We start from the raw sequence: 20,094 nt of genomic DNA on the forward strand, positions 1-20,094 counted from the left end.
CCGATTAGCTAAAATAAGGAGTTAAGGTGAATAAAGAAGCAGTTTTTCATATGATGGAGAGCCAATGGGCAAATCCTATTGATGTTGATGAAATTATTATTAGATTAAGGACAGCCAAGGAAAAGCTTGAGGTCTACCTAGTTTATGGATGGCAGTTTGATCTTCCAATCGTTTGGAATGAGATTAAGATGGAAGTGGCCTATGAAGATGAGCTTTTTTATTACTATGAAACAAGAATAAGGCTCGATGATAGAAGGCTTTGCTATGTGTTTAAGATTAATGATGGCCATAACGATTATTATTTTAGTGAAGATGGACTTAGCGAAAATTATGACTTAGCTGATGCCTATTATAATTTTTTCCAGATGCCTTACATTAATGAAGCTGACCTCTTTCCGACAGTGGCTTGGATGAAGGAGGCTGTTTTCTATCAGATATTTGTCGATAGGTTCGCTAGGGCTAACTTTAGCAAGGATGATTCCTATATCAACATGGTCTGGGAGGATAAGCCAAGTCCAGTAAGCTTTGCTGGAGGCGACCTTTTGGGCATAGTTGATAAACTTGACTATCTCAAGGACCTGGGGGTAAGTGCTATATATCTGACCCCGATTTTCAGGTCAAATTCAAACCATAAGTATGATATAATAGATTATTTTAAAATTGATCCTCATTTTGGTGATGAGGATGACTTTAGAAAGCTTGTAGAAAATCTTCATACTAGGGATATGAAGCTAGTTCTTGATGGTGTTTTCAACCATATGAGTAAGGACAATCCAATTTTTCAAGATGTTTTGGCCAAGCAAAAGGACTCAGACTACTTCGACTGGTTTTATATAAATGAGGATAAGACTTATGAAACTTTTGCGAAAGTCACAGCTATGCCAAAGATTAATACTTCCAACAAAAAGGTCCAAAAATATTTGATCGATGTTGGAAAATATTGGATAGAAAAGTTCGATATTGATGGATGGAGACTAGATGTATCTGATGAGATTAGTCATGATTTCTGGAGGGCCTTTAGGAAAGAAATTAAGGGTCTAAAGAAGGATGCAGTAATTATTGGAGAAAATTGGCACGATGGGTCAAGCTTTCTTATGGGAGACCAGTTTGACTCAATTATGAATTACTCCTTCACCAAGGCTAGTCTTGATTATTTTAAGGGAGAAATTGAGGCCAGAGCTATGGCCTTCAGGCTAAATAGGGTTCTAGTTAGAAATAAGGACCAAGTTAATAGGATGAACTTAAACTTCCTCGATACTCACGATACTTTGAGATTTCTTACAGAAGTGGACGGGTCAGAAGATAAGCTTCTTTCTGGAATCGCTTTGATGACAGTCTTTATTGGAACTACCTCTATGTATTACGGGACAGAAATAGGCCTTGAAGGAGCTTACGATCCAGATTGTAGGAGGAGTTTCCTTTGGGATAGGATAGGCGAGAAGGAGAATCTTATAAGAAAAATCAAGGAGATCTTCGCCCTTAAAAGAAAGGATGCAATTAGAGAAGGTGGGATAAGAGTTAAAAGCGATGAGGGACTTTTAATTATAGAAAGATTTTATGGATCTTCTAAAATAAAGCTTGTAATTAATCTAAATGAGGCAAGACAAATAGACCTAGGAGATTTTAACATCCTTACTTCAAATAGGTATGAAGAGGGAAGTCTTTTAGAAAATTCTTTTATAGTATTAGAAAAAAATACCAAGCTCTTCTAATACTTGAAATATTCATATAAGATATTATGGCTATCGATATGGTTGGACTAAGCTAAGGATTTATGAAGAAAAATGACTAATAAGTGAGAAAAGAAGTTTTATATCCTATGAGAGCTTCTTTTTTCTTGTTATTATTAAATAATTTTAAGCCATATTTGCAAACAAAATAAAAAATAGAGAAGAAATGAAAATCATCAAATCTTCTCTATAATAAGATTTCTAATTAAGGCTAGAAAGATATTTGTAAACATATATAGGAGCAATCAAAGCTCCTATTACACTGTGAAATCTAAATAATAGCCAACTTCCCGCCTTATTACCTTTATCTGTAGAAATATGGAGGGCTGGAAATATATAAGGGATTACTACAATAAAAAGTATTCGTAGAAATAGGACTAAATACTTATTTAAACTAGTAGTTCCTAAAAATACATTGATTGCAGCAACTATAACTATTACGACAAACCAACCTATAACTGTAAATATATAATCACCGGTTTTCTCAGGTTTTTCAACAGATTGCCACAAGGCTGCTTTTAACATTTTTTTAACCATTAAGCCCTCCTTAAATTTTAAAATATCGTTTGATGTTTTCTTACCCTAAATTTCCATATATAAATCTAATTAGCCCCTAAATCAATTAAACAATGTAAAGAATATGTAAAATGTTTTCCTATATATTCTAATCTAGGTCAAAATATCTTATAATATATATAAGAAGTATTTTGGAGGCTTTTATGAGGAGAAAATTTAAGATTGGACTTGGTGTAACTTTAACTATAATCATAATTCTTTTTATCGGTTTTTCTATCTTTATCGGCAAGGCTACCTTCGATGGGATGACTGAAAATGTAAGTAGGGAAGAGACCAATAAAAACCTAGCTTCTTATAATGAAGCTTACAATGAGTTTGCTCAAGGAAAAGATATCAAAGAAATCAAGATAAAATCAAGCGAAGATGGACATGAAATTCCTGCCGTATTTATCGAAAATCCACAAGCTAAGGGGATTTTCCTCATGGTTCATGGTATGGGAGGGACTAAGTATTCTCTTTCAACCCAAGGTCAGATTTTCTATGATTTGGGCTTTTCTCTTTTAATCTACGATCAGAGAAATTCTGGGGATAATCTTGCGCCTTACAATACCTATGGGGTCCTTGAGTCTCTTGATTGTTTGGATGCGATTGATTACATAAAAAAGGAGTATCCAGATGAGAAGATTATCCTTTATGGCGAATCCTATGGAGGAGCGACTAGTCTTATTGCTGCTAGTAGGGATAGTTCAAATATTGACTACCTAATCTTAGACTGCCCTCTAGGAGATAGTAGGGAAATGGTAGATGAGGTCTTAGCTAAAGTCGAAGAGGAGGAGAAGATTCCTCAAAGTTTCATGAGATTTTTGGGAAACTCCTTCCTAAAGATGAAATTAGGCTTTGGCCTAGAAGATATAGACTCTACTAAGTGGGCAAGACAGGCAGATATCTCAATCCCTGTCCTTGTAATAAATTCAAAGATAGATATTATGACCCCTTATCATATGGGTAGGGAGGTCTATGAGTCTATAAACTCAAGCAAGAAAGAAATCTATACAGGAGAAGACTTCGGCCACTGTGAGTTTTCAAAGACTGATCCCGAAGGCTTTAAGAATCTTATAGGAACTTTCCTAGCTAAATATTAAAATCATCACAATCACCAAGCTTATCTTATTTCAAAATGAAGGAAGGATAATTTTGGGTATGATATAAGTATGAATAGTTTAGAATTTAGTAAAGATTTAATAAAATTTATTGATGATAGTCCAGTTTCCTATTATGCAGTAGAAAATGCTCGTAAGATTTTAAGGGAAAATGGCTATAAAGAACTTTTTGAAAATGAAAAGTGGGATATCAAAGAAAAGGGCAAATATTTTGTAGTTCGTGATGGAACTGCTCTTTTTGCCATAAATCTCGGAAAAGATTTAAGAGATGGTTTTGATATAATTGGATCACACACAGAAAGTCCAACTTTTAAAGTAAAATCCAATCCAGAAATGGCAGAGAATGGATATCTCAAGCTAAATGTTGAAGTATATGGAGGGATGATTTATTCGACATGGCTTGATAGGACTTTATCACTTGCTGGAAAAGTAGTTTATGAAAAAGAAGGCAAGCTAGTATCTAGTCTGATAAATATAGATAAAGACCTTCTAACAATACCAAATGCTGCAATTCATATGAATAGGACTGTAAACAAGGACTTTTCCTACAATCCACAAGACAATTTGTATCCTATCATCACTACTATCAAAGACAGGTCCCAAAAGGACGGCTACATCCAAAAGCTAATAGGAGAAGATCTAGGGATTGACCCAAAAGCCATAATAGATTATGATTTGTCCTTGTACGATAGACAAAAAGGGGTGGTCATAAATGACATGTATCAAATAGGTAGAATTGACAACCTAGGATCTGTCCACGCCTCTCTTATGGCCTTTGTAAATTCCGATTCTACAAAGACAAATGCCTTAATCTTAAATGATAACGAGGAGATTGGTTCAAGGACAAGAACAGGTGCTTTCTCACCATTTTTAGGAGATTGCCTAAAAAGATTTACCCTTTTAAGTGGAGGGAATGAGGAAGATTATCAGATAGCAATTGAAAACTCATTTTTGATAAGTGCCGACCAAGCCCACGCAATCCATCCAAACTTCAAAGGCTTTTCTGATCCAACTAACGAAGTTAGGATGAATGAGGGACTTGTTATAAAAATTGCTGCAAATGGTGCCTATAGTACAAATATTTCTAGCAAGGCAAGGATAGTTAAAATTGCAAGAGACCTAGGCTTAAAGCTTCAAACTTTCCACAATAGAAACGACAAACAAGGTGGTTCTACCATAGGACCAATAGCTTCAGCAAATTTGGGTATAAGAAGTATAGACGTCGGTGAACCAATTCTTGCCATGCATTCTATAAGAGAGCTTGGAGGAATAGAGGATCATATGGACGCTTATAAGATTTACAAGAGATTTTACGAGGAGGATTAAATGGCAGTAGTAGAAGTATGCCTAATACCAATAGGAACTAAGGAAACATCAGTAAGCAAATACGTAGCAGAAGCTGAGAAAATCCTAATGGCAGAAGGGGTAAAATATAAACTAAACCCTATGGGAACAGTAATAGAGGCAGATGCCGACAAGGCACTTGAAGTTATAAGAAAAATGCAAGAATCTGTTTTTGATAAGGGGGCAGATAGGGTGTATTCTGTAATCAAGATGGACGATAGGAGAGATAAAAAATCATCTATGGAACAAAAAATCAAATCAGTAGAGGATAAATTGTAAGGAAATGGGCCTATAGCGGTCCATTCTTTTTTTGAAAAAATCTTGTTAGAAATTTAACTATTTGTTACAATAGTAGTAAATGATGTTGGATAGTGCTGGTAAAATTTTTCTAATTAAATGCATAAGTCTAGGTGAAATTATAGCTTTAGAAATGAATTATTACTTAGATTAGCTCATATGATTATAAAGAGGAGTCTGCCAACACAGTAGAATTCTAGGAGGAATTATGAAAAAGAGAAACATATTCGTAAGCCTTGCCCTAGCAGGTTTACTGCTAACTTCTTGCGGCAATCAGGATAAGAAGGAAAATATCGAAACAAGCGATGCGCCACTTAAAGTAGCCATGTATACAGAAATCGATTCGCTCGATCCTTTCAATGCTACGGCAGGAGATACCAAGACAATAATGGATCAAGTATTTGATGGACTCTTCGATGTGGATGAAGATGGAAATCTAGTTCCTGACCTTTGTGAATCTTACGAGATAAGTGAAGATGGCCTTACCTATGATTTCAAATTAAAAGAAGGGGTCAAATTCCACAATGATAAGGACTTTACTGCAGATGATGTCTACTACACTTATGATATCCTAGCAGGACTCACAAGTGGAGAGCCAAAATCTTCTAAGTTTGCCCAAATAGAATCAATGGAAGTAGTATCACCTACAGAAATTAAAATCAAACTAAAGGAAAAATCCAATTCCTTTATTTTCTTAAATACTCAACCAATAGTCCAAAAAGACTATGCTGACAACCAAACAAAACCAGTTGGTACAGGTCCTTTTGAGTTTGTTTCCTACACACCAGGTGAGGGAATGAAGCTAAAAAGATTTGACGATTATCACAGAAAAGACCATGTTGCAAAGTTTGCTGATGTAGAAATTCTAAGGATCGCTGACAGACAAACCCTAATCATGGCCCTAAACAACAAGGACGTTGACCTTGCTACAGGACTTACTAATGATGAGCTAAGCCAAATAGAAGAAACTTGCGATATCCATTCCTTCCCACAAAACTTAGTTCAAGTCCTAGGTCTTAATAACAATGTTAAACCTTTCGATGATATGAGGGTAAGACAAGCTGTAGCCTACGCAGTCGATAAGGATGAGATTATAAATACAGCAGCAGGTGGCAGGGCAAGTAAGCTTGTATCAAACTTCTCCCCAGCCCTTAAGGAATACTACAATGATATGGAAGAAAAATATCCTTACAATCCAGAAAAGGCCAAGGAACTTCTAAAAGAAGCAGGTCTTGAGGACGGTTTTTCTGTGAAACTAACTGTGCCAAGTGACTATAAATATCATATGGACACAGCAGAATTAATCCAAGCCCAACTAGGCAAGGTAGGAATCGATGTAACACTTGATCCAATCGAGTTTTCTACTTGGTTAAGCAAGGTATACAAGGATAAGGACTATGAGGCTACAGTTTCAGGTTTTATAGGCTATGTTGATCCAATCAGAGTAATCGATAGATATGTATCAACTAATGATAAAAACTTCATCAACTACAAGTCAGAAGCCTATGACGAGGCTATAAAGGCAGCCCAAAGTGCAGATGCTGAAGAAGATATAATCCAGAATGTAAAAGATGCCCAAGAGTTTATGGCAGAAGATGCAGGATCAGTTTTCTTAACAGACCCTGACAACAACCAAGCCCTAAACAAGGACCTTACAGGACTTAAGTCCTACCCAGTACAAAAGATAAATTTAGAGGATATAGAAAAGAAAAATGACTAAAGCAATTGTAAAAAAGCTCTTGTCTATAATATTGACTTTGTTTTTTGTATCTGTCCTAATATTTCTAGTATTTCAAATAATTCCAGGTAACCCTGCCGAAATAATACTAGGAACAGAGGCAGATCCAGCCCAGATAAAGGCTCTCGAAATGGAGCTTGGGCTTGATAAGTCAATGTTTCAAAGATATATATCCTGGATAGGAGGGCTTTTGAGATTAGATATGGGAGAAAGCCTTAAATACAGGATGCCTGTAAGCACACTTTTTCTAAGAAAGCTTCCAGTAACCCTAACCTTAACCCTTTACTCCCTAATCCTATCGATAATAATAGCAATCCCGCTTTCAATTCAAATCACCTTGAAGTCTGATAAGTGGTATTCATCAATCATAACGGCCATAACCCAGCTTGGTATTTCCATACCTTCATTTTGGTTGGCCTTTTTGCTAATTTATGTATTTGCAGTTAAGCTTGATATCTTTGATACCCTCTCCTACAATGCCATGGCGGGAGGCTTCTTTGAGAGACTTAAGAGCTTCTTTTTGCCGTCCCTTGCCATAGCCATACCTAATATAGCAACCATTATTAGATATATGCAGGCGGCAATCTTAGATGAAATCAACAAGGACTATGTAAGGACAGCGAGGATGAAGGGGATGACCCTTAAGGAAATCTTATACAAACATGTATTAAAGAACGCCCTAATTCCTGTAATTACAGTAATAGGAATGAGTCTTACATCAAGTGTTGGAGGATCTTTAATCATAGAAAATGTTTTCGCCCTACCGGGGATTGGCTCTTTGATTGTAGCATCTATCTCATCGAGAGACTTTCCTTTGATCCAGTCAGTCGTAATAGCTGTGGCCTTCTTGGTAATTTTTATAAACTTCATCATAGACATAGCCTACGGCCTAATTGACCCAAGAATAAGAGGTGGAAAATGATAAAGAATAACAAAATAGCAATTAGTATAGGAAAATTTATCATAGGCTTCTATTTTCTAGTTTTTCTTGTATCGATATTTTGGACTCCCTATGATCCAAATGCCATAGAGACTAGCCAAAAACTTATGGTTCCAAGCCTCCTCCATCCTTTTGGGACTGATAATATGGGAAGAGACATCCTATCAAGACTTATGGAAGGAAGTAAGTACGCCATAGTCCTTTCCTTTGGGACGGTAGGTCTTGCCCTTATCCTAGGCTCTATAATAGGAGCTTGTGCAGGTTATTTTGGAGGAAGGGTTGACGAGATCCTCATGCGTCTTATAGATTCCCTAATGGCCTTTCCTGGAATACTTTTTGCCATGATGCTGGTATCTGTCTTTGGTTCAGGCCTAATCAATACAATTTTTGCTATAGGAATCATGTCTATTCCTTATTTTGCAAGAGTTGTAAGAAGTGGATTCCTTCAAGTTAAAAACGCCCAGTTCGTAAAATCAGCTGTAGTAAAGGGAGCAGGACCTGTCTATATAGCGATAAATCACATCATGCCTAATATCAAAAACCAAGTCATGGTTGCCATAGTCCTTTCCATCTCCCAAGCCATCCTTGCAGAAAGTGGCTTATCCTACCTAGGTCTTGGAGTTAGGCCACCAGATCCTTCTTGGGGAAGGATGCTAAAGGAGAGCCAAATTTACTTTAACCAGGCCCCTTATTATTTTATAGCGACAGGAATTTGTCTAAGCCTCTTGGTTTTAGGCTTTACCCTCTATGGAGAGAAGTTTAGAAATGAAAGATTAAAGGAGAAGGCAGAAAGATGAAATTATTAGAAGTAAAAGACCTTACGGTGGCCTTTCCCACAGAAAATGGGGATAAGAACGCAGTAAATCACCTATCCTTTGATCTTTATGAAAATGACTTTGTAGGTCTTGTAGGAGAAAGTGGCTGCGGAAAGACCGTTGCTACCCAAACTATTTTAGGAATAGAACCTCAAGCGGCTATAGTTAAGTCAGGTGAGGTTAAGCTAAGGGATATAGAGGTTTTGGGCTTAAGCGATAAGGAGTGGAAGAAATACAGGTCACGTAATATAGCCACAGTCTTCCAAGAGCCAGGCTCTGCCCTAAATCCCTTGATGAAGGTCGGAGGGCAAATCGAAGAAGTCCTAAAAATCCACTATGACTTTGATAAGGATAAAAGAAGAAAACTTGTCCTAGAAACTATGGAAAAATGTGGGCTAAAAGATGTAGAAAGCCTCTATAATAAGTATCCCCACGAGCTTTCTGGAGGAATGCAACAAAGGATAATAATAGCTATGAGCCTTATAGCAAATCCCAATGTTCTTATTGCAGATGAGCCAACTACAGCCCTCGATGCCAAGGTCCAAGCCCAGATCATAGATCTCTTTAAAGAAATTTCAATGATCTATAAGGGAGCTATAGTTTTTATAAGCCACGATCTTAATTTAATAGAGAGAATATCAAAGACTGTAATGATAATGTATGCAGGAAGGATTGTCGAAAGGGGGAAGACCTCTGACGTAATAGCAAATCCCCTCCATCCTTATACGAAAGCCCTCCTAAAGGCTGTGCCAAACTTTAGGAAAAGAGGAGAGAAGCTATACAATATCAATGGCCATGTTCCAGATCTTAAAAATAGGCCTAACACAGGCTGTCCTTTCGCCGACAGATGTGATTATGTTATGGATATTTGTAGGGAAAGCTTCCCAGAAACTACGAGAAAGGAAGACCGCGAGGTAAACTGCCATCTCTATGGAGGAAATAATGGATGAGATTTTAAAAATTGAACATATTACAAAAATATTCAAGGATTCCTCCCTGTTTTTTAGGAAAAAAGATAAAATCGCCCTAGATGATGTAACATTTGCTGTAAAGAAGGGCGAGATCTTTGGCCTTGTAGGAGAAAGCGGATCTGGTAAGACAACCCTATCAAATATTATCCTAAGGCTAGTCAAAGAAACTAGTGGTTCGATTTACTTTAAGGATAAGGATATTAGCAAATTCACCAAGGAAGAGCTCAAAGAATATAGGAAAAATGTCCAAGTGGTTTTTCAGAATCCTTACCAAGCCCTTAATCCCAAAAAGACTATAGGATTTTCTCTAAGAGAAATCCTTAAAATCCACGACCTCTATGAGGACGGAGGAGAGGAGAAGATTAGGGAAATACTTGAAGAAATCGAGATGGAAGTAGACGTCCTAGACTATCTTCCTAGTAAGCTTTCTGGAGGACAGAAACAGAGGATTGCTATAGCTGCAGCCCTTCTTATAGATCCTGAGTTTCTTATAATAGACGAGGGAGTAAGCGCACTTGATGTAAGTATCCAGGCCCAAATCCTAAATCTTATCAAAGAACTTCAAGAAATTCACCAATTTACTACATTTTTCATATCCCACGACCTTAATGTAATAGCCTATCTATCAGATAGAATAGGGGTCCTCTACAATGGAAAATTGGTTGATCTCTTCAAGACAGAAGATATAGGAAAAGAAGAGAGGGCAGATTATACCAAGGAGCTTTTTAAGTCTATTAGAATTTAAAAGTATAGGTCATTTTATAAGACTAAGATAAATTAAATATTATAGCCTATTTAAGGATAAGTAAGCAAAGTAAAACGAGGTCTTAAGGATTATTTCTTGGGACCTCGTTATTCTCTTCAAATCATTTTTTCTATTTTCTTGTAAGCATTCATAAGCATCAAGCCAAAAATCGAATTAACTACCATAGCTACGAGAACTACTGGAAGGGATGGGATAAACAGATTCATTTGCTTAGTAATCCCTAAGGCTAAAAGCAAAAATAATACTCCGCTTAGTAGGGTTCCAAGGGCGTAGATAAAGACTGTTTGGTATTTGTTTAAGCCTTTGCCAAATTTTTGGATAAGAAGAAAAACTATAATAGCTACTATGATTTTTTCTATAAAATTTGGAATTTGTCCACCAGGAAAGCTTGTTGTAAGAGCGCTCATTATCCCACCCGCTACTCCAATAAGGATAGCCTCCTTGATATCACCTGCTATGATAAGGGAGATAAACATCATGGACAAGAGAAAGTCAGGTTTTACTCCGCCAAAGATTGGTGGAACCAAAAAGTGCATGACAAGTCCAAGTGCCATAAATATTGCCGATATAGTTAAGTTTCTAGTTTTCATAATTTCCTCCTAATAAAAAAAGCCCGCTCCATATAGGAGCGAGCATAGGCCCACGGTGCCATCCTTCTTGCCTTACTAAGGCGCTTTAGATACATACATATCCTATCCCTGTAAGGTGGGAAGACCCGCCGGCTACTAGATTCACCATTGATCTGATAGATCCATTCACAAGTTAAAATCCAGAAATTCTCATCAACCATTTCCTTTCTGTAGGTCTTTTAATCTTCTTACTACTTCTATCTACGATTATTATTGATATAATTATAAATCTATTTTAAACTTTTGTCAACTATTCTAAAAAAGTGGCAATAAATATCTTAGGATAAATACAAGTGCAAGGACATAAATTAGTGGTGAAACGTCCTTAGCCTTTCCTGTTAGAAGCTTTATTATCGCATAAGAGATCATTCCAAATGATATACCTTCTGCTATAGAATATGTTAGTGGCATCATTAAGATTGTCATGAAGGCTGGGAAGGCTTCTGATATATCTGAGAAGTCAATGTCCACAACTGTAGTAATCATGAATAATCCCACTGTAACAAGTGCTGCTGCCGTAGCTGAAGCTGGTATTATTGAAAATACCGGAAAGAAGAAGGCTGCTATTACAAAGCATATTGCAGTAGCAAGGGCTGTAAGACCAGTTCTTCCACCTTCTGCAACTCCTGATGAGGATTCAACGAAAGTTGTTACTGTACTTGTTCCAACCATAGAGCCTATTGTAGTTCCTATAGCATCTGACAAAAGAGCCTTTTTGATTTCTGGTAAGTTTCCGTCTTCATCGAGCATATCTGCCTTAGTAGCAACTCCTGTAAGTGTTCCTAGTGTATCGAAGATATCGACAAAGAGGAAGGAGAAGAGTACTGAGAACATTTCAAGTGAGAAGACATTTGAAAAGTCTAGCTTGAAAAATACTGGTGCAATTGAAGGTGGTAGGCTTACAATGTGTGAGTCAGGAAAATGTGTTACTCCAAGGACTAGGGATAAAATTGTAGATACTAAGATTCCCCATAACAAGGCTCCCTTAACATTTCTTGCAGTAAGTACTACCATTATGATAAGTGCAAAGAAAAAGATAAATCCATTTGCATTAGTTAACTCTCCAAGAGATAGTGAGATATCGCCGACCTTTAGGATTCCTGCATTTAGTAGACCGATTTCTGCGATAAATAAACCGATACCTACTGAAACTGCCTTTTTGAGATTGATAGGAATTGAGTTAAAGATAGCTTCTCTGACACCCACGAAAGATAAAAGTAAGAATATAAGGCCTTCTAAAAATACTGCTGTGAGTGCGAATTGCCAAGTTTTGCCCATTTGCATAACAACTGTGTAGGTAAAGAAAGCATTAAGCCCCATACCAGCTGACATTCCAAATGGAAGATTTGCATAAAAAGCCATAAATAGCATTGCTATCACGCTTGCGATGATAGTGCCTGTAAAAACTGCCCCGTAATCCATGCCGGATTCTGATAGAATCTGAGGATTTACCGCTAGAATATATGACATGGTCATAAATGTAGTAATACCTGCCATTATTTCTGTTCTAGTGTCTGTACCATGCTTTTTTAATTTAAAAGCTTTTTCGAAAAATGAATTTTCTGCCATTTTTTCCTCCCTTATTTATGATACACATTTATTATATACTTAAATCCCATAAATTCATATTTTCCCCTTTTAATTTAATAAAATCTAGCTTATAATATAAGAAGGAGGACGTTTTGACGACTATCAATATAATTCAGCTGATTCTTATAATTTTGGGAGTGATGTTTTCGGCATTTTTCTCCTCATCAGAAACAGCCCTTACAAGTATTAACACATTTAAAATTAGACAAATGGAAAAAAACGGAGTTAAAAACTCCCATATACTTAAAAAATTAGTAGATAATATCACCAAGGTACTGACTACCATCCTTATTGGTAATAATATAGTAAATATTGTAACGACCACCATAGCGACCATATTTTTTACAGATGTTTTCGGTCCTAAGGGTGCTGTAATTTCACCTATAATTTTAACAATAGTTGTTCTAATTTTTGGAGAAGTAACTCCCAAAAATATAGCTACTGCAAACTCAGAAAGATTGTCCCTAAAGGTTGCTAAACCTATTAGGTTTTTAAATATAATACTTACTCCCTTATCCTTTATCCTAGGACTTATTACAAATTCAATTGGAAAACTTTTTATAAGCGATAGCACGGATAACGATAGGGTAACAGAAGAAGACTTAAAGACTATAGTTGATGTGTCAGAAGAGCAGGGAGTAATCAATAACGAAGAAAGCGAAATGATAAATAACGTCTTCGAATTCGGTAACTCCGACGTATCAGATATCATGACAGCAAGGACCAATATGGAAGCTATTCCAGTGGATATTCCTATTGATGAACTTAAGGCCTTCCTTAAAGGCTCCAATCATTCTAGGATTCCAGTTTACGGCAAAAATATAGACAATGTCCTAGGTATCCTTCATATGAAAGACCTAGTAAGTCACATGATTTCTGAAAAGGACTTAAAGCTTATCGATTGTATAAGGCCAGCCTATTATGTCTATGATAATATGCACATCTTTGACCTATTTACAACCATGAGAGGGGAGAATCTTTCCCTTGCTATTGTAATCGATGAATACGGCGGAACAAGCGGCCTAGTAACTATAGAAGATATAGTAGAAGAGCTTGTAGGAGAGATCGATGACGAATATGATTCTGCCTATGAGACAATTTATAAGATAAATGATAAGGAATATTTGGTCAATCCTTCAATCCACTTAAATGATTTCAACGACTATTTTGATACGAATCTAGAGGAGATCAAAAACGACTCTATAGGAGGTTTTGTGATTGATAATCTTTCTAGGATTCCTAACAAGGGAGATTCTATCAAAATTAACAACATGACTATCACAGTCCTTCAAGTCGACAGATATAAAATCGAGATGCTCAAAGTAAATTTTATATAAAGGAGTTATTATGAGAGATGTAGTTTATATCACAGGCCACAAGAGTCCTGATACAGATTCTATAATGAGTGCCCTAGCCTATGCTGACCTTAAGAACAGACTCGGTGAAGTCAAGGCAATTCCAATTAGATTAGGCAAGCTTAATCCAGAAAGCAAGTTCGTCCTAGACTATTTTGGCCTTAAGCCACCAAAGCTTAAGGAATCGATCAAGCTTCAAGTCAAAGACCTTGACATAGATAAGGGAAATATCATAGATCCTTCCATTGCCATAAGGTCTGCTTGGGAAATCTTCCAAAAGGGAGATGCTAACTCTCTTTCTGTTGTAGACGCCAATGGGAAAATTGAAGGAATCGCCTCCCTTTCTAACATCACCCGTGCCTATATGGACGTTTGGGATGACAAGATTTTGGGCAGAAGTAAGACTCCAATTGATAATATCATAGATGTTCTTGCTGCGAGAATAATCAACCTTCCTGAAAATCCAAGGGCCTATGATGGAAAGATGACTGTCTTTGCCATGAATGATGAGGATGGTGAGACCTTGGATGAAGTTTTCCTTGAAGGAGATATTATTATCTCAGGAAACAGGGATGACTATTATGAATATATCCTAAATAAGAAAATCGCCCTACTAATCCTAACCCATGGGGCAGAGATGAATGATCAAATGGTTGAACTTGCTAGGGAAAATGATGTTACAGTCCTATCTACAGAATACAATTCCTTCATGACAGCAAGGCTTCTTCCGATGACTATTCCAGTTAGCCACGTGATGACTACAGATAATCTAATTTATTTTACTGAAGATGATAATCTAGATACGGTAAGAGATGCCATGGCTAAGTCAAGATTTAGGTCATATCCAGTAGTGGACTCAACAAAAAGAGTCGTAGGATCTGTATCAAGATACCATCTTATCTCATCTGATAAGAAAAATTTGATCCTGGTAGACCATAACGAGAGAAACCAATCAATCGACGATATAGAAGAAGCAGAAATCCAAGAGATAATCGACCACCATAGGGTAGCCAATATCCTAACTACAGGACCAGTATTCTTTAGGGCAGAGCCAGTAGGATCTACCGCAACTATAATCTCTGAGATGTATCTAGAAAGTGGAATCAGACCAAGCAAGGAAATTGCAGGGATTCTTTGTGCTGCTATGATATCAGACACACTTTTGTTTAGATCTCCAACAACTACTGATACCGACAGGAGAATTCTAGATAGGATGAGCAAGATTGCAGACCTTAACCCAGAAGAATTTGCTGATAAGATGTTTAGGGCAGCGACTTCCCTAAAGGGAAAGTCTGCAAGTGATTTGGTAGAAGGAGATGTAAAGACCTTCAATATCGGCGGAGAAGACTTTAGAGTCGGTCAAGTTATGACCATGAATCCAGAAGAGCTCCTTCCAATTATGGATGAGCTAAAAGACTTGATGGATAAGAAAATCAAATCCAAAAACGAATCTACCTTCGTCCTAGTCCTTACAGATATATTTAATGAGAGAAGCGAGCTTCTTGTAGTAGGTGAGCATTTCGATTCTATAAAAGAGGAGTTTGGCGAAATTACAGACAAGGGCACCATCAATGCACCAAAAGTCTTAAGCCGTAAGAAACAAGTAATACCAAGAATAACAGCAGCTGTAATGGCTGATAGATAAATACGTCCTAGGCTTATTCTCACAAGAGAAGCGGCCTAGGTTTTTTGCGAGGAAAAATGGAAATATTAGACTTATATGATGAAAACAGGATAAAGACAGGCGGGACCTACATAAGAGGGGAGAAGATGCCGGAAGATACCTACAGGCTCATAGTTCACCTATTGATATTTGATGATTGGGGCAATCTTCTTATCCAGAAAAGACAAAAGACAAAGTCTATGGCAAACTTGTGGGACATCACTTGTGGAGGAGCAGCAAGCGCTGGAGAGACTAGCAAGGAAGCTATAGCTAGAGAGCTTAGAGAAGAGCTAGGTATTAAGTTAGATTTTACAAATACAAGACCCATCATCACAGCCAACTTCAAATATGGCTTCGATGATTTCTATCTAGTAAGGGAAAATATAAATCTAGGCGAAGTATCTCTTCAGGAAGAAGAAGTGGCGGCTTGTAAGTGGGCAAGCTTCGATAAAGTAATGGATCTTATGGACAGGGATAGATTTGTAAGATACAAGAAAAACTTTATCAAGCTTCTCTTTGATCTAAATGATGACCTAAGAGTAGTAGAAATCTAGGGAATCAAAAAAATTCTTTTAAATTGCAAAGAAAAGCATTTTTGTGATATATTTATAGAAAGAAAAAGGAGGAATATATGTCAGAAAAGAAAGTGAAAAAGAAATCGAATCTTACAAGAAACATCCTAATCGCCTTAGTTTCGGCGGTTATCCTAGGTCTTTTACTACAAAGTAAGGCAGAGATTTTAAATGAGTATATCAAACCATTCGGTGATATATTTCTAAATCTAATCAAGTTTATAGTAACTCCGATAGTATTTTTCTCAATCATTGGAGGAATTGTCTCCATGAGAGATATTAAGAAGGTCGGAGAAGTCGGAATTTTTACCATAATTTATTATTTCTTAACCACAACCTGTGCCATAGTAATAGGCCTGGGCTTTGCCAATATATTTAAGAAAATATTTCCAGTAATAGCTACGACAAACTTGGAATATGAAGTTGGGGAAAAAGTCTCCTTTATGGACACCCTAGTAAATATCTTTCCTAATAACTTCCTAAGCCCAATGGTAGAAGCCAACATGCTCCAGATAATCGTAGGAGCAATGATTGTCGGATTTTCTATCCTACTTATCAAAAAAGAAAGCCAAGCTAAGGCAATAGGGGCAGTTGATGTCTTAAATGAAATATTTATGAAGGCAATGGAGTTAATCCTAAGCTTATCTCCAATAGGTGTATTTTGCTTGCTCGTTCCAGTAATAGCAGAAAATGGTGCCATGATTATAGGATCTCTCGCATCAGTCTTACTTGTAGCCTACCTTGCCTATCTACTACACGGCCTTGTGGTCTACTCATTTACCATAAAGACCTTGGCTAAACTGAGCCCTATAAAATTCTTCAAGGGCATGGCACCAGCTATAATGTTTGCCTTCTCATCAGCATCATCAGTAGGAACTATCCCAATCAACATCAAATGCTGCGAAGAACTTGGAGCAGATCATGACGTAACAAGCTTCGTCCTACCCCTAGGAGCTACCATAAACATGGACGGAACAGCAATCTATCAGGGAGTGTGCGCAGTATTTATTGCTTCTTGTTATGGAATAGATTTAACAATTGGTCAAATGGTAAATATAGTCCTTACAGCAACTCTAGCATCTATAGGAACAGCAGGAGTTCCAGGAAGCGGAATGATAATGCTTGCCATGGTCCTTCAATCAGTAGGTCTTCCTGTAGAAGGAATCGCCCTAGTAGCAGGAATCGATAGGATATTCGATATGGGAAGAACTACCCTAAATATCACAGGAGATGCAACTGCTTCTATAATAAATACCGAAAGACTTAGAAGAAAAGGGAAACTTTCCAAATAAAAAAGCGGATACAATCCGCACTTAAAAAACAAATCCACCTTGCGGGGTGGATTTGTTTTTATTTATTCAATTCTTCAAGTAGGTAGTCGCAATCCATTCCGTGTACCATGCAAGCTTCTTCGAGGCTTTCATAGAGGGAAGATGGACATGCGATACATCCCATTCCTGCCATCAAAAGTGTGTTGATAGCTTCAGGTTTTATTTGAATTATCTCGCCTATTATCATATCACGAGTGATTTTCTTTTCGCTAGTTTTATCAGTTGTTTTATTTTCTTCTAAAGCCATATAGACCTCCTTCTTGCTAGTATTATTTTACTACAAAAATAGAATGATTCAAAGTGTTTTACTAGGGATTGATTTATTATATAATATATATAGGAGGTAGTATGGACAAAAAGATAAAATTATTAGAAGATATAAGCGAAGATAGGAAGAATCTTTTTAGGATAAATGAAGAGATAGAAGGACTAAATAAGGCAGTTTCCTTTTGGAAAATTTTCCTTTTCCCTTTGGTGATTTCTTTTATAGTCTTTTTACTAGGAGGACAAATGGGATTAAGTGATGGACAAAAGATCGGGATTTTTATCATAACATTTGCCCTAGCCTTGATTATTCTTACGAGAAGATCTAAGAAGATAATTAGCCAAGAGAAGGAAATCTTGATTGAGAAAAGAAAAAATATCCAACATGAGATCTTTGAAAAGACTAAGAGATTAAGAGAGGATGGGAAAGATTTAAGCTAAATAATTTCTTAATAGCTTTTTGCTATATAAGTGATGTCGGCAAAGCTTTTCGATTGAAAAATCGCAAGAGCTTAGTATAATATTAGCAGTCAAACACAAAGAGTGCTAAGGAGGATAAATGAAAAAAGAATTTAAAGCTGAAGCCAAAAAAGTAATGGATCTTATGATCAACTCCATCTATACCAACAAGGAAATCTTCCTAAGAGAGTTGATATCCAATGCTTCAGACGCACTAGATAAATTATATTACAAGGATTTAAAAAGCGATAATTCTACCGACAAGGCGGACTATTATATAGAACTAATCCCAAACAAGGACGAAAGAAGCCTAACGATCAGAGATACGGGAATTGGAATGAATGAGACAGACCTTACAGAAAATCTCGGAACAATTGCCAAATCTGGTACAGAAGCCTTCAGAAAATCAGTTGAAGACTCTGATATCAAGGACCTAATAGGCCAATTCGGTGTAGGATTTTACTCTGCCTTTATGGTAGCAGATAAGATCGAAGTCCTTACGAAAAAGTTCGGCGAGGATGAGGCTTACTTGTGGGAGTCAGTGAATGCAGAATCTTACGAAATTAAGGAAGCGAATAAGGAAGGTCACGGAACTGACATCAAGCTTTTCTTTAAGGAAAATACAGAAGATGACAACTACGATGATTTCCTCGACCAATATAGGATTCAGTCTCTTGTAGAGAAATATTCTAACTATATCAGATACCCTATCAAGATGCTTGTAACAAAGACAAGACAAAGCGAGGATTCTACAGAAGATGAACCTAAATATGAAGATTACAAAGACTATGATATCCTAAATTCCAACGAGCCTATCTGGAAAAAGAAAAAGAGCGACCTTAAGGATGAGGATTATATCAACTTCTACAGGGAAAGCCACTATGGTTTTGATGAGCCACTTTCCTGGGTACACTTCGCAGTTGAAGGTCTGGTAAGCTTTAAGACTCTCTTATATATACCAAAGAAGGCTCCATTTGACTTTTACTCCAAGGATTACAAGAAGGGCCTTGAGCTATACTCCCACGGAGTTAAAATTATGGATAGGTCAGAAGACCTCTTAGATGATAGCTTCTCTTTTGTAAAGGGTGTGGTAGACAGTGACGATATTAGCCTAAATATCTCAAGAGAAACCCTCCAACAAGACAGACAAGTTAGACTTATTGCTAAGCAAATCAACAAGAAGATCAAACAAGCCCTAGCTGATTTGATGAAAAATGATAGGGAAAAATACGAGACCTTCTTTAAGGAATTTGGTAATAGCTTAAAGGTATCAATCTATGAATCATATGGAGCAAACAAGGCTGATCTTGAAGATCTCTTGCTCTTTAATTCAAGAAAAGAAGATAAGCTAATAAGTCTAGCTGAGTATAAGGAAAATATGAAGTCCACTGATGAAGAAATCCTCTACGCAGTGGGAGATAGTCTAGAAAAAATCAAGAATTCTCCAGCCCTAGCTTTAGTAGATGAAGATAGGGATGTCCTTCTCCTAGATGAAAAGCTAGATGAATTCCTAATCAAGATGCTAAAAGACTACAAGGATCTTCCTTTTAAATCAATCAATCAGGAAGAAGAAAAAGAAGGCGAAGAAAAGGACGAAGCCCTTACTAAACTAGCAGGCTTTGTTAAGGAAAACACTCCAGAAGATGTAGTAGATGTAAGATTTACCGACAAACTTGCTGACCTACCATCAATGATCAAGCAAAGGGGAGAAGTCTCAATCGAGATGGAAAAGACCTTGAAGGACCAACCACAAGCTATGGGCATCAAGGCAGATAAAGTCCTTGAGATAAACAAGTCCACCAAGGCCTTCGATATCCTAAAGGAAAATATGGACAAGGATGAGGATAAGGCAAAGATGATTGTAAATCTCTTATTAGATCAAGCAAGACTAATGGAAGGCCTAGAAATAGACGATCCAGTAGCCTATACCAAAAATATATGGAAATTAATTTAG

The 20,094-nt window shown here is 36.9% G+C and carries 19 protein-coding genes; 15 read left to right on the forward strand and 4 right to left on the reverse strand.

What is annotated here, in order from left to right; all coding sequences use genetic code 11:
• Positions 1-26 precede the first annotated feature (26 nt).
• Positions 27-1,712, forward strand: coding sequence for a glycoside hydrolase family 13 protein (locus RCH56_RS00860; protein ID WP_306483103.1), 1,686 nt, complete (start codon positions 27-29; stop codon positions 1,710-1,712).
• A gap of 219 nt (positions 1,713-1,931) precedes the next feature.
• On the opposite strand, the gene RCH56_RS00865 is transcribed toward RCH56_RS00860, so the two are convergent.
• Entirely contained in the window at positions 1,932-2,267 is a 336-nt protein-coding gene (locus RCH56_RS00865; RefSeq protein ID WP_306483104.1) for a hypothetical protein, read from the reverse strand.
• Positions 2,268-2,449: 182 nt separating this feature from the next.
• Here RCH56_RS00865 and RCH56_RS00870 point away from each other — a divergent pair, with 182 nt between their 5' ends.
• From RCH56_RS00870 to RCH56_RS00905, 8 genes are all read left to right on the forward strand, one after another.
• Complete coding sequence (locus tag RCH56_RS00870) at positions 2,450-3,388, forward strand: alpha/beta hydrolase (protein ID WP_306483105.1); 939 nt, start codon at positions 2,450-2,452, stop codon at positions 3,386-3,388.
• 69 nt (positions 3,389-3,457) lie between these two features.
• Entirely contained in the window at positions 3,458-4,732 is a 1,275-nt protein-coding gene (locus RCH56_RS00875; RefSeq protein WP_306483106.1) for a M18 family aminopeptidase, read from the forward strand.
• The gene (locus tag RCH56_RS00880; protein WP_306483107.1) at positions 4,733-5,029 is read left to right on the forward strand and encodes an MTH1187 family thiamine-binding protein; all 297 of its coding nucleotides are present in this window, start codon (positions 4,733-4,735) and stop codon (positions 5,027-5,029) included. It begins immediately after the preceding gene.
• Positions 5,030-5,255: 226 nt separating this feature from the next.
• Positions 5,256-6,767: an ABC transporter substrate-binding protein gene (locus RCH56_RS00885; RefSeq protein WP_306483108.1), complete on the forward strand. Its 1,512-nt coding sequence runs from the start codon at positions 5,256-5,258 to the stop codon at positions 6,765-6,767.
• Positions 6,760-7,707, forward strand: coding sequence for an ABC transporter permease (locus RCH56_RS00890; RefSeq protein ID WP_306483109.1), 948 nt, complete (start codon positions 6,760-6,762; stop codon positions 7,705-7,707). Before RCH56_RS00885 ends, RCH56_RS00890 begins: the two co-directional genes overlap by 8 nt.
• A complete protein-coding gene (locus tag RCH56_RS00895; protein WP_306483110.1) occupies positions 7,704-8,522 on the forward strand; it encodes an ABC transporter permease in 819 nt (272 codons plus the stop codon). The genes RCH56_RS00890 and RCH56_RS00895 overlap by 4 nt, the downstream gene beginning before the upstream one ends.
• The gene (locus RCH56_RS00900; protein WP_306483111.1) at positions 8,519-9,490 is read left to right on the forward strand and encodes an ABC transporter ATP-binding protein; all 972 of its coding nucleotides are present in this window, start codon (positions 8,519-8,521) and stop codon (positions 9,488-9,490) included. Before RCH56_RS00895 ends, RCH56_RS00900 begins: the two co-directional genes overlap by 4 nt.
• Positions 9,483-10,256, forward strand: a complete 774-nt coding sequence (locus RCH56_RS00905) for an ABC transporter ATP-binding protein (protein WP_306483112.1) — start codon at positions 9,483-9,485, stop codon at positions 10,254-10,256. Before RCH56_RS00900 ends, RCH56_RS00905 begins: the two co-directional genes overlap by 8 nt.
• A 116-nt stretch (positions 10,257-10,372) precedes the next feature.
• Here RCH56_RS00905 and RCH56_RS00910 read toward each other — a convergent pair whose 3' ends face one another.
• Together RCH56_RS00910 and RCH56_RS00915 are read right to left on the reverse strand one after the other, a co-directional pair.
• Positions 10,373-10,867: a tryptophan transporter gene (locus RCH56_RS00910; RefSeq protein WP_306483113.1), complete on the reverse strand. Its 495-nt coding sequence runs from the start codon at positions 10,865-10,867 to the stop codon at positions 10,373-10,375.
• A gap of 294 nt (positions 10,868-11,161) precedes the next feature.
• Positions 11,162-12,475 carry an NCS2 family permease gene (locus RCH56_RS00915; protein WP_306483114.1) on the reverse strand — a complete coding sequence of 438 codons (1,314 nt, stop codon included), beginning with the start codon at positions 12,473-12,475 and terminating at the stop codon, positions 11,162-11,164.
• Positions 12,476-12,588: 113 nt separating this feature from the next.
• On the opposite strand from RCH56_RS00915, the gene RCH56_RS00920 reads away from it, so the two are divergent.
• The 4 genes from RCH56_RS00920 to RCH56_RS00935 all read left to right on the forward strand — a co-directional run bounded on the left by RCH56_RS00920 (position 12,589) and on the right by RCH56_RS00935 (position 17,378).
• Positions 12,589-13,833, forward strand: a complete 1,245-nt coding sequence (locus tag RCH56_RS00920) for a hemolysin family protein (RefSeq protein ID WP_306483115.1) — start codon at positions 12,589-12,591, stop codon at positions 13,831-13,833.
• A gap of 10 nt (positions 13,834-13,843) precedes the next feature.
• Complete coding sequence (locus RCH56_RS00925; RefSeq protein WP_306483117.1) at positions 13,844-15,496, forward strand: putative manganese-dependent inorganic diphosphatase; 1,653 nt, start codon at positions 13,844-13,846, stop codon at positions 15,494-15,496.
• Positions 15,497-15,552: 56 nt separating this feature from the next.
• Positions 15,553-16,068: an NUDIX domain-containing protein gene (locus RCH56_RS00930; RefSeq protein WP_306483118.1), complete on the forward strand. Its 516-nt coding sequence runs from the start codon at positions 15,553-15,555 to the stop codon at positions 16,066-16,068.
• A 77-nt stretch (positions 16,069-16,145) separates the two neighbouring features.
• Positions 16,146-17,378: a dicarboxylate/amino acid:cation symporter gene (locus tag RCH56_RS00935; protein WP_306483119.1), complete on the forward strand. Its 1,233-nt coding sequence runs from the start codon at positions 16,146-16,148 to the stop codon at positions 17,376-17,378.
• Positions 17,379-17,436: 58 nt separating this feature from the next.
• On the opposite strand, the gene RCH56_RS00940 is transcribed toward RCH56_RS00935, so the two are convergent.
• Entirely contained in the window at positions 17,437-17,664 is a 228-nt protein-coding gene (locus RCH56_RS00940) for a DUF1858 domain-containing protein (protein WP_105301785.1), read from the reverse strand.
• Positions 17,665-17,765: 101 nt separating this feature from the next.
• On the opposite strand from RCH56_RS00940, the gene RCH56_RS00945 reads away from it, so the two are divergent.
• Both RCH56_RS00945 and htpG read left to right on the forward strand, forming a co-directional pair.
• Positions 17,766-18,122: a hypothetical protein gene (locus RCH56_RS00945; protein ID WP_306483120.1), complete on the forward strand. Its 357-nt coding sequence runs from the start codon at positions 17,766-17,768 to the stop codon at positions 18,120-18,122.
• A 118-nt stretch (positions 18,123-18,240) separates the two neighbouring features.
• Positions 18,241-20,094 (forward strand): molecular chaperone HtpG, encoded by a 1,854-nt coding sequence (htpG, locus tag RCH56_RS00950; protein ID WP_306483121.1) that lies wholly within the window; start codon positions 18,241-18,243, stop codon positions 20,092-20,094.

The organism is Anaerococcus sp. (assembly GCF_030825785.1).
Classification (GTDB): Bacteria; Bacillota; Clostridia; order Tissierellales; family Peptoniphilaceae; genus Anaerococcus.

What these genes read in the sequence shown, in the direction of transcription:
- RCH56_RS00865 (WP_306483104.1), bottom strand. Translation starts at nt 2,267, where the DNA reads ATGGTTAAAAAAATGTTAAAAGCAGCCTTGTGGCAATCTGTTGAAAAA.
- RCH56_RS00870 (WP_306483105.1), top strand. Translation starts at nt 2,450, where the DNA reads ATGAGGAGAAAATTTAAGATTGGACTTGGTGTAACTTTAACTATAATC.
- RCH56_RS00875 (WP_306483106.1), top strand. Translation starts at nt 3,458, where the DNA reads ATGAATAGTTTAGAATTTAGTAAAGATTTAATAAAATTTATTGATGAT.
- RCH56_RS00880 (WP_306483107.1), top strand. Translation starts at nt 4,733, where the DNA reads ATGGCAGTAGTAGAAGTATGCCTAATACCAATAGGAACTAAGGAAACA.
- RCH56_RS00885 (WP_306483108.1), top strand. Translation starts at nt 5,256, where the DNA reads ATGAAAAAGAGAAACATATTCGTAAGCCTTGCCCTAGCAGGTTTACTG.
- RCH56_RS00890 (WP_306483109.1), top strand. Translation starts at nt 6,760, where the DNA reads ATGACTAAAGCAATTGTAAAAAAGCTCTTGTCTATAATATTGACTTTG.
- RCH56_RS00895 (WP_306483110.1), top strand. Translation starts at nt 7,704, where the DNA reads ATGATAAAGAATAACAAAATAGCAATTAGTATAGGAAAATTTATCATA.
- RCH56_RS00900 (WP_306483111.1), top strand. Translation starts at nt 8,519, where the DNA reads ATGAAATTATTAGAAGTAAAAGACCTTACGGTGGCCTTTCCCACAGAA.
- RCH56_RS00905 (WP_306483112.1), top strand. Translation starts at nt 9,483, where the DNA reads ATGGATGAGATTTTAAAAATTGAACATATTACAAAAATATTCAAGGAT.
- RCH56_RS00910 (WP_306483113.1), bottom strand. Translation starts at nt 10,867, where the DNA reads ATGAAAACTAGAAACTTAACTATATCGGCAATATTTATGGCACTTGGA.
- RCH56_RS00915 (WP_306483114.1), bottom strand. Translation starts at nt 12,475, where the DNA reads ATGGCAGAAAATTCATTTTTCGAAAAAGCTTTTAAATTAAAAAAGCAT.
- RCH56_RS00925 (WP_306483117.1), top strand. Translation starts at nt 13,844, where the DNA reads ATGAGAGATGTAGTTTATATCACAGGCCACAAGAGTCCTGATACAGAT.
- RCH56_RS00930 (WP_306483118.1), top strand. Translation starts at nt 15,553, where the DNA reads ATGGAAATATTAGACTTATATGATGAAAACAGGATAAAGACAGGCGGG.
- RCH56_RS00935 (WP_306483119.1), top strand. Translation starts at nt 16,146, where the DNA reads ATGTCAGAAAAGAAAGTGAAAAAGAAATCGAATCTTACAAGAAACATC.
- RCH56_RS00940 (WP_105301785.1), bottom strand. Translation starts at nt 17,664, where the DNA reads ATGGCTTTAGAAGAAAATAAAACAACTGATAAAACTAGCGAAAAGAAA.
- RCH56_RS00945 (WP_306483120.1), top strand. Translation starts at nt 17,766, where the DNA reads ATGGACAAAAAGATAAAATTATTAGAAGATATAAGCGAAGATAGGAAG.
- htpG (WP_306483121.1), top strand. Translation starts at nt 18,241, where the DNA reads ATGAAAAAAGAATTTAAAGCTGAAGCCAAAAAAGTAATGGATCTTATG.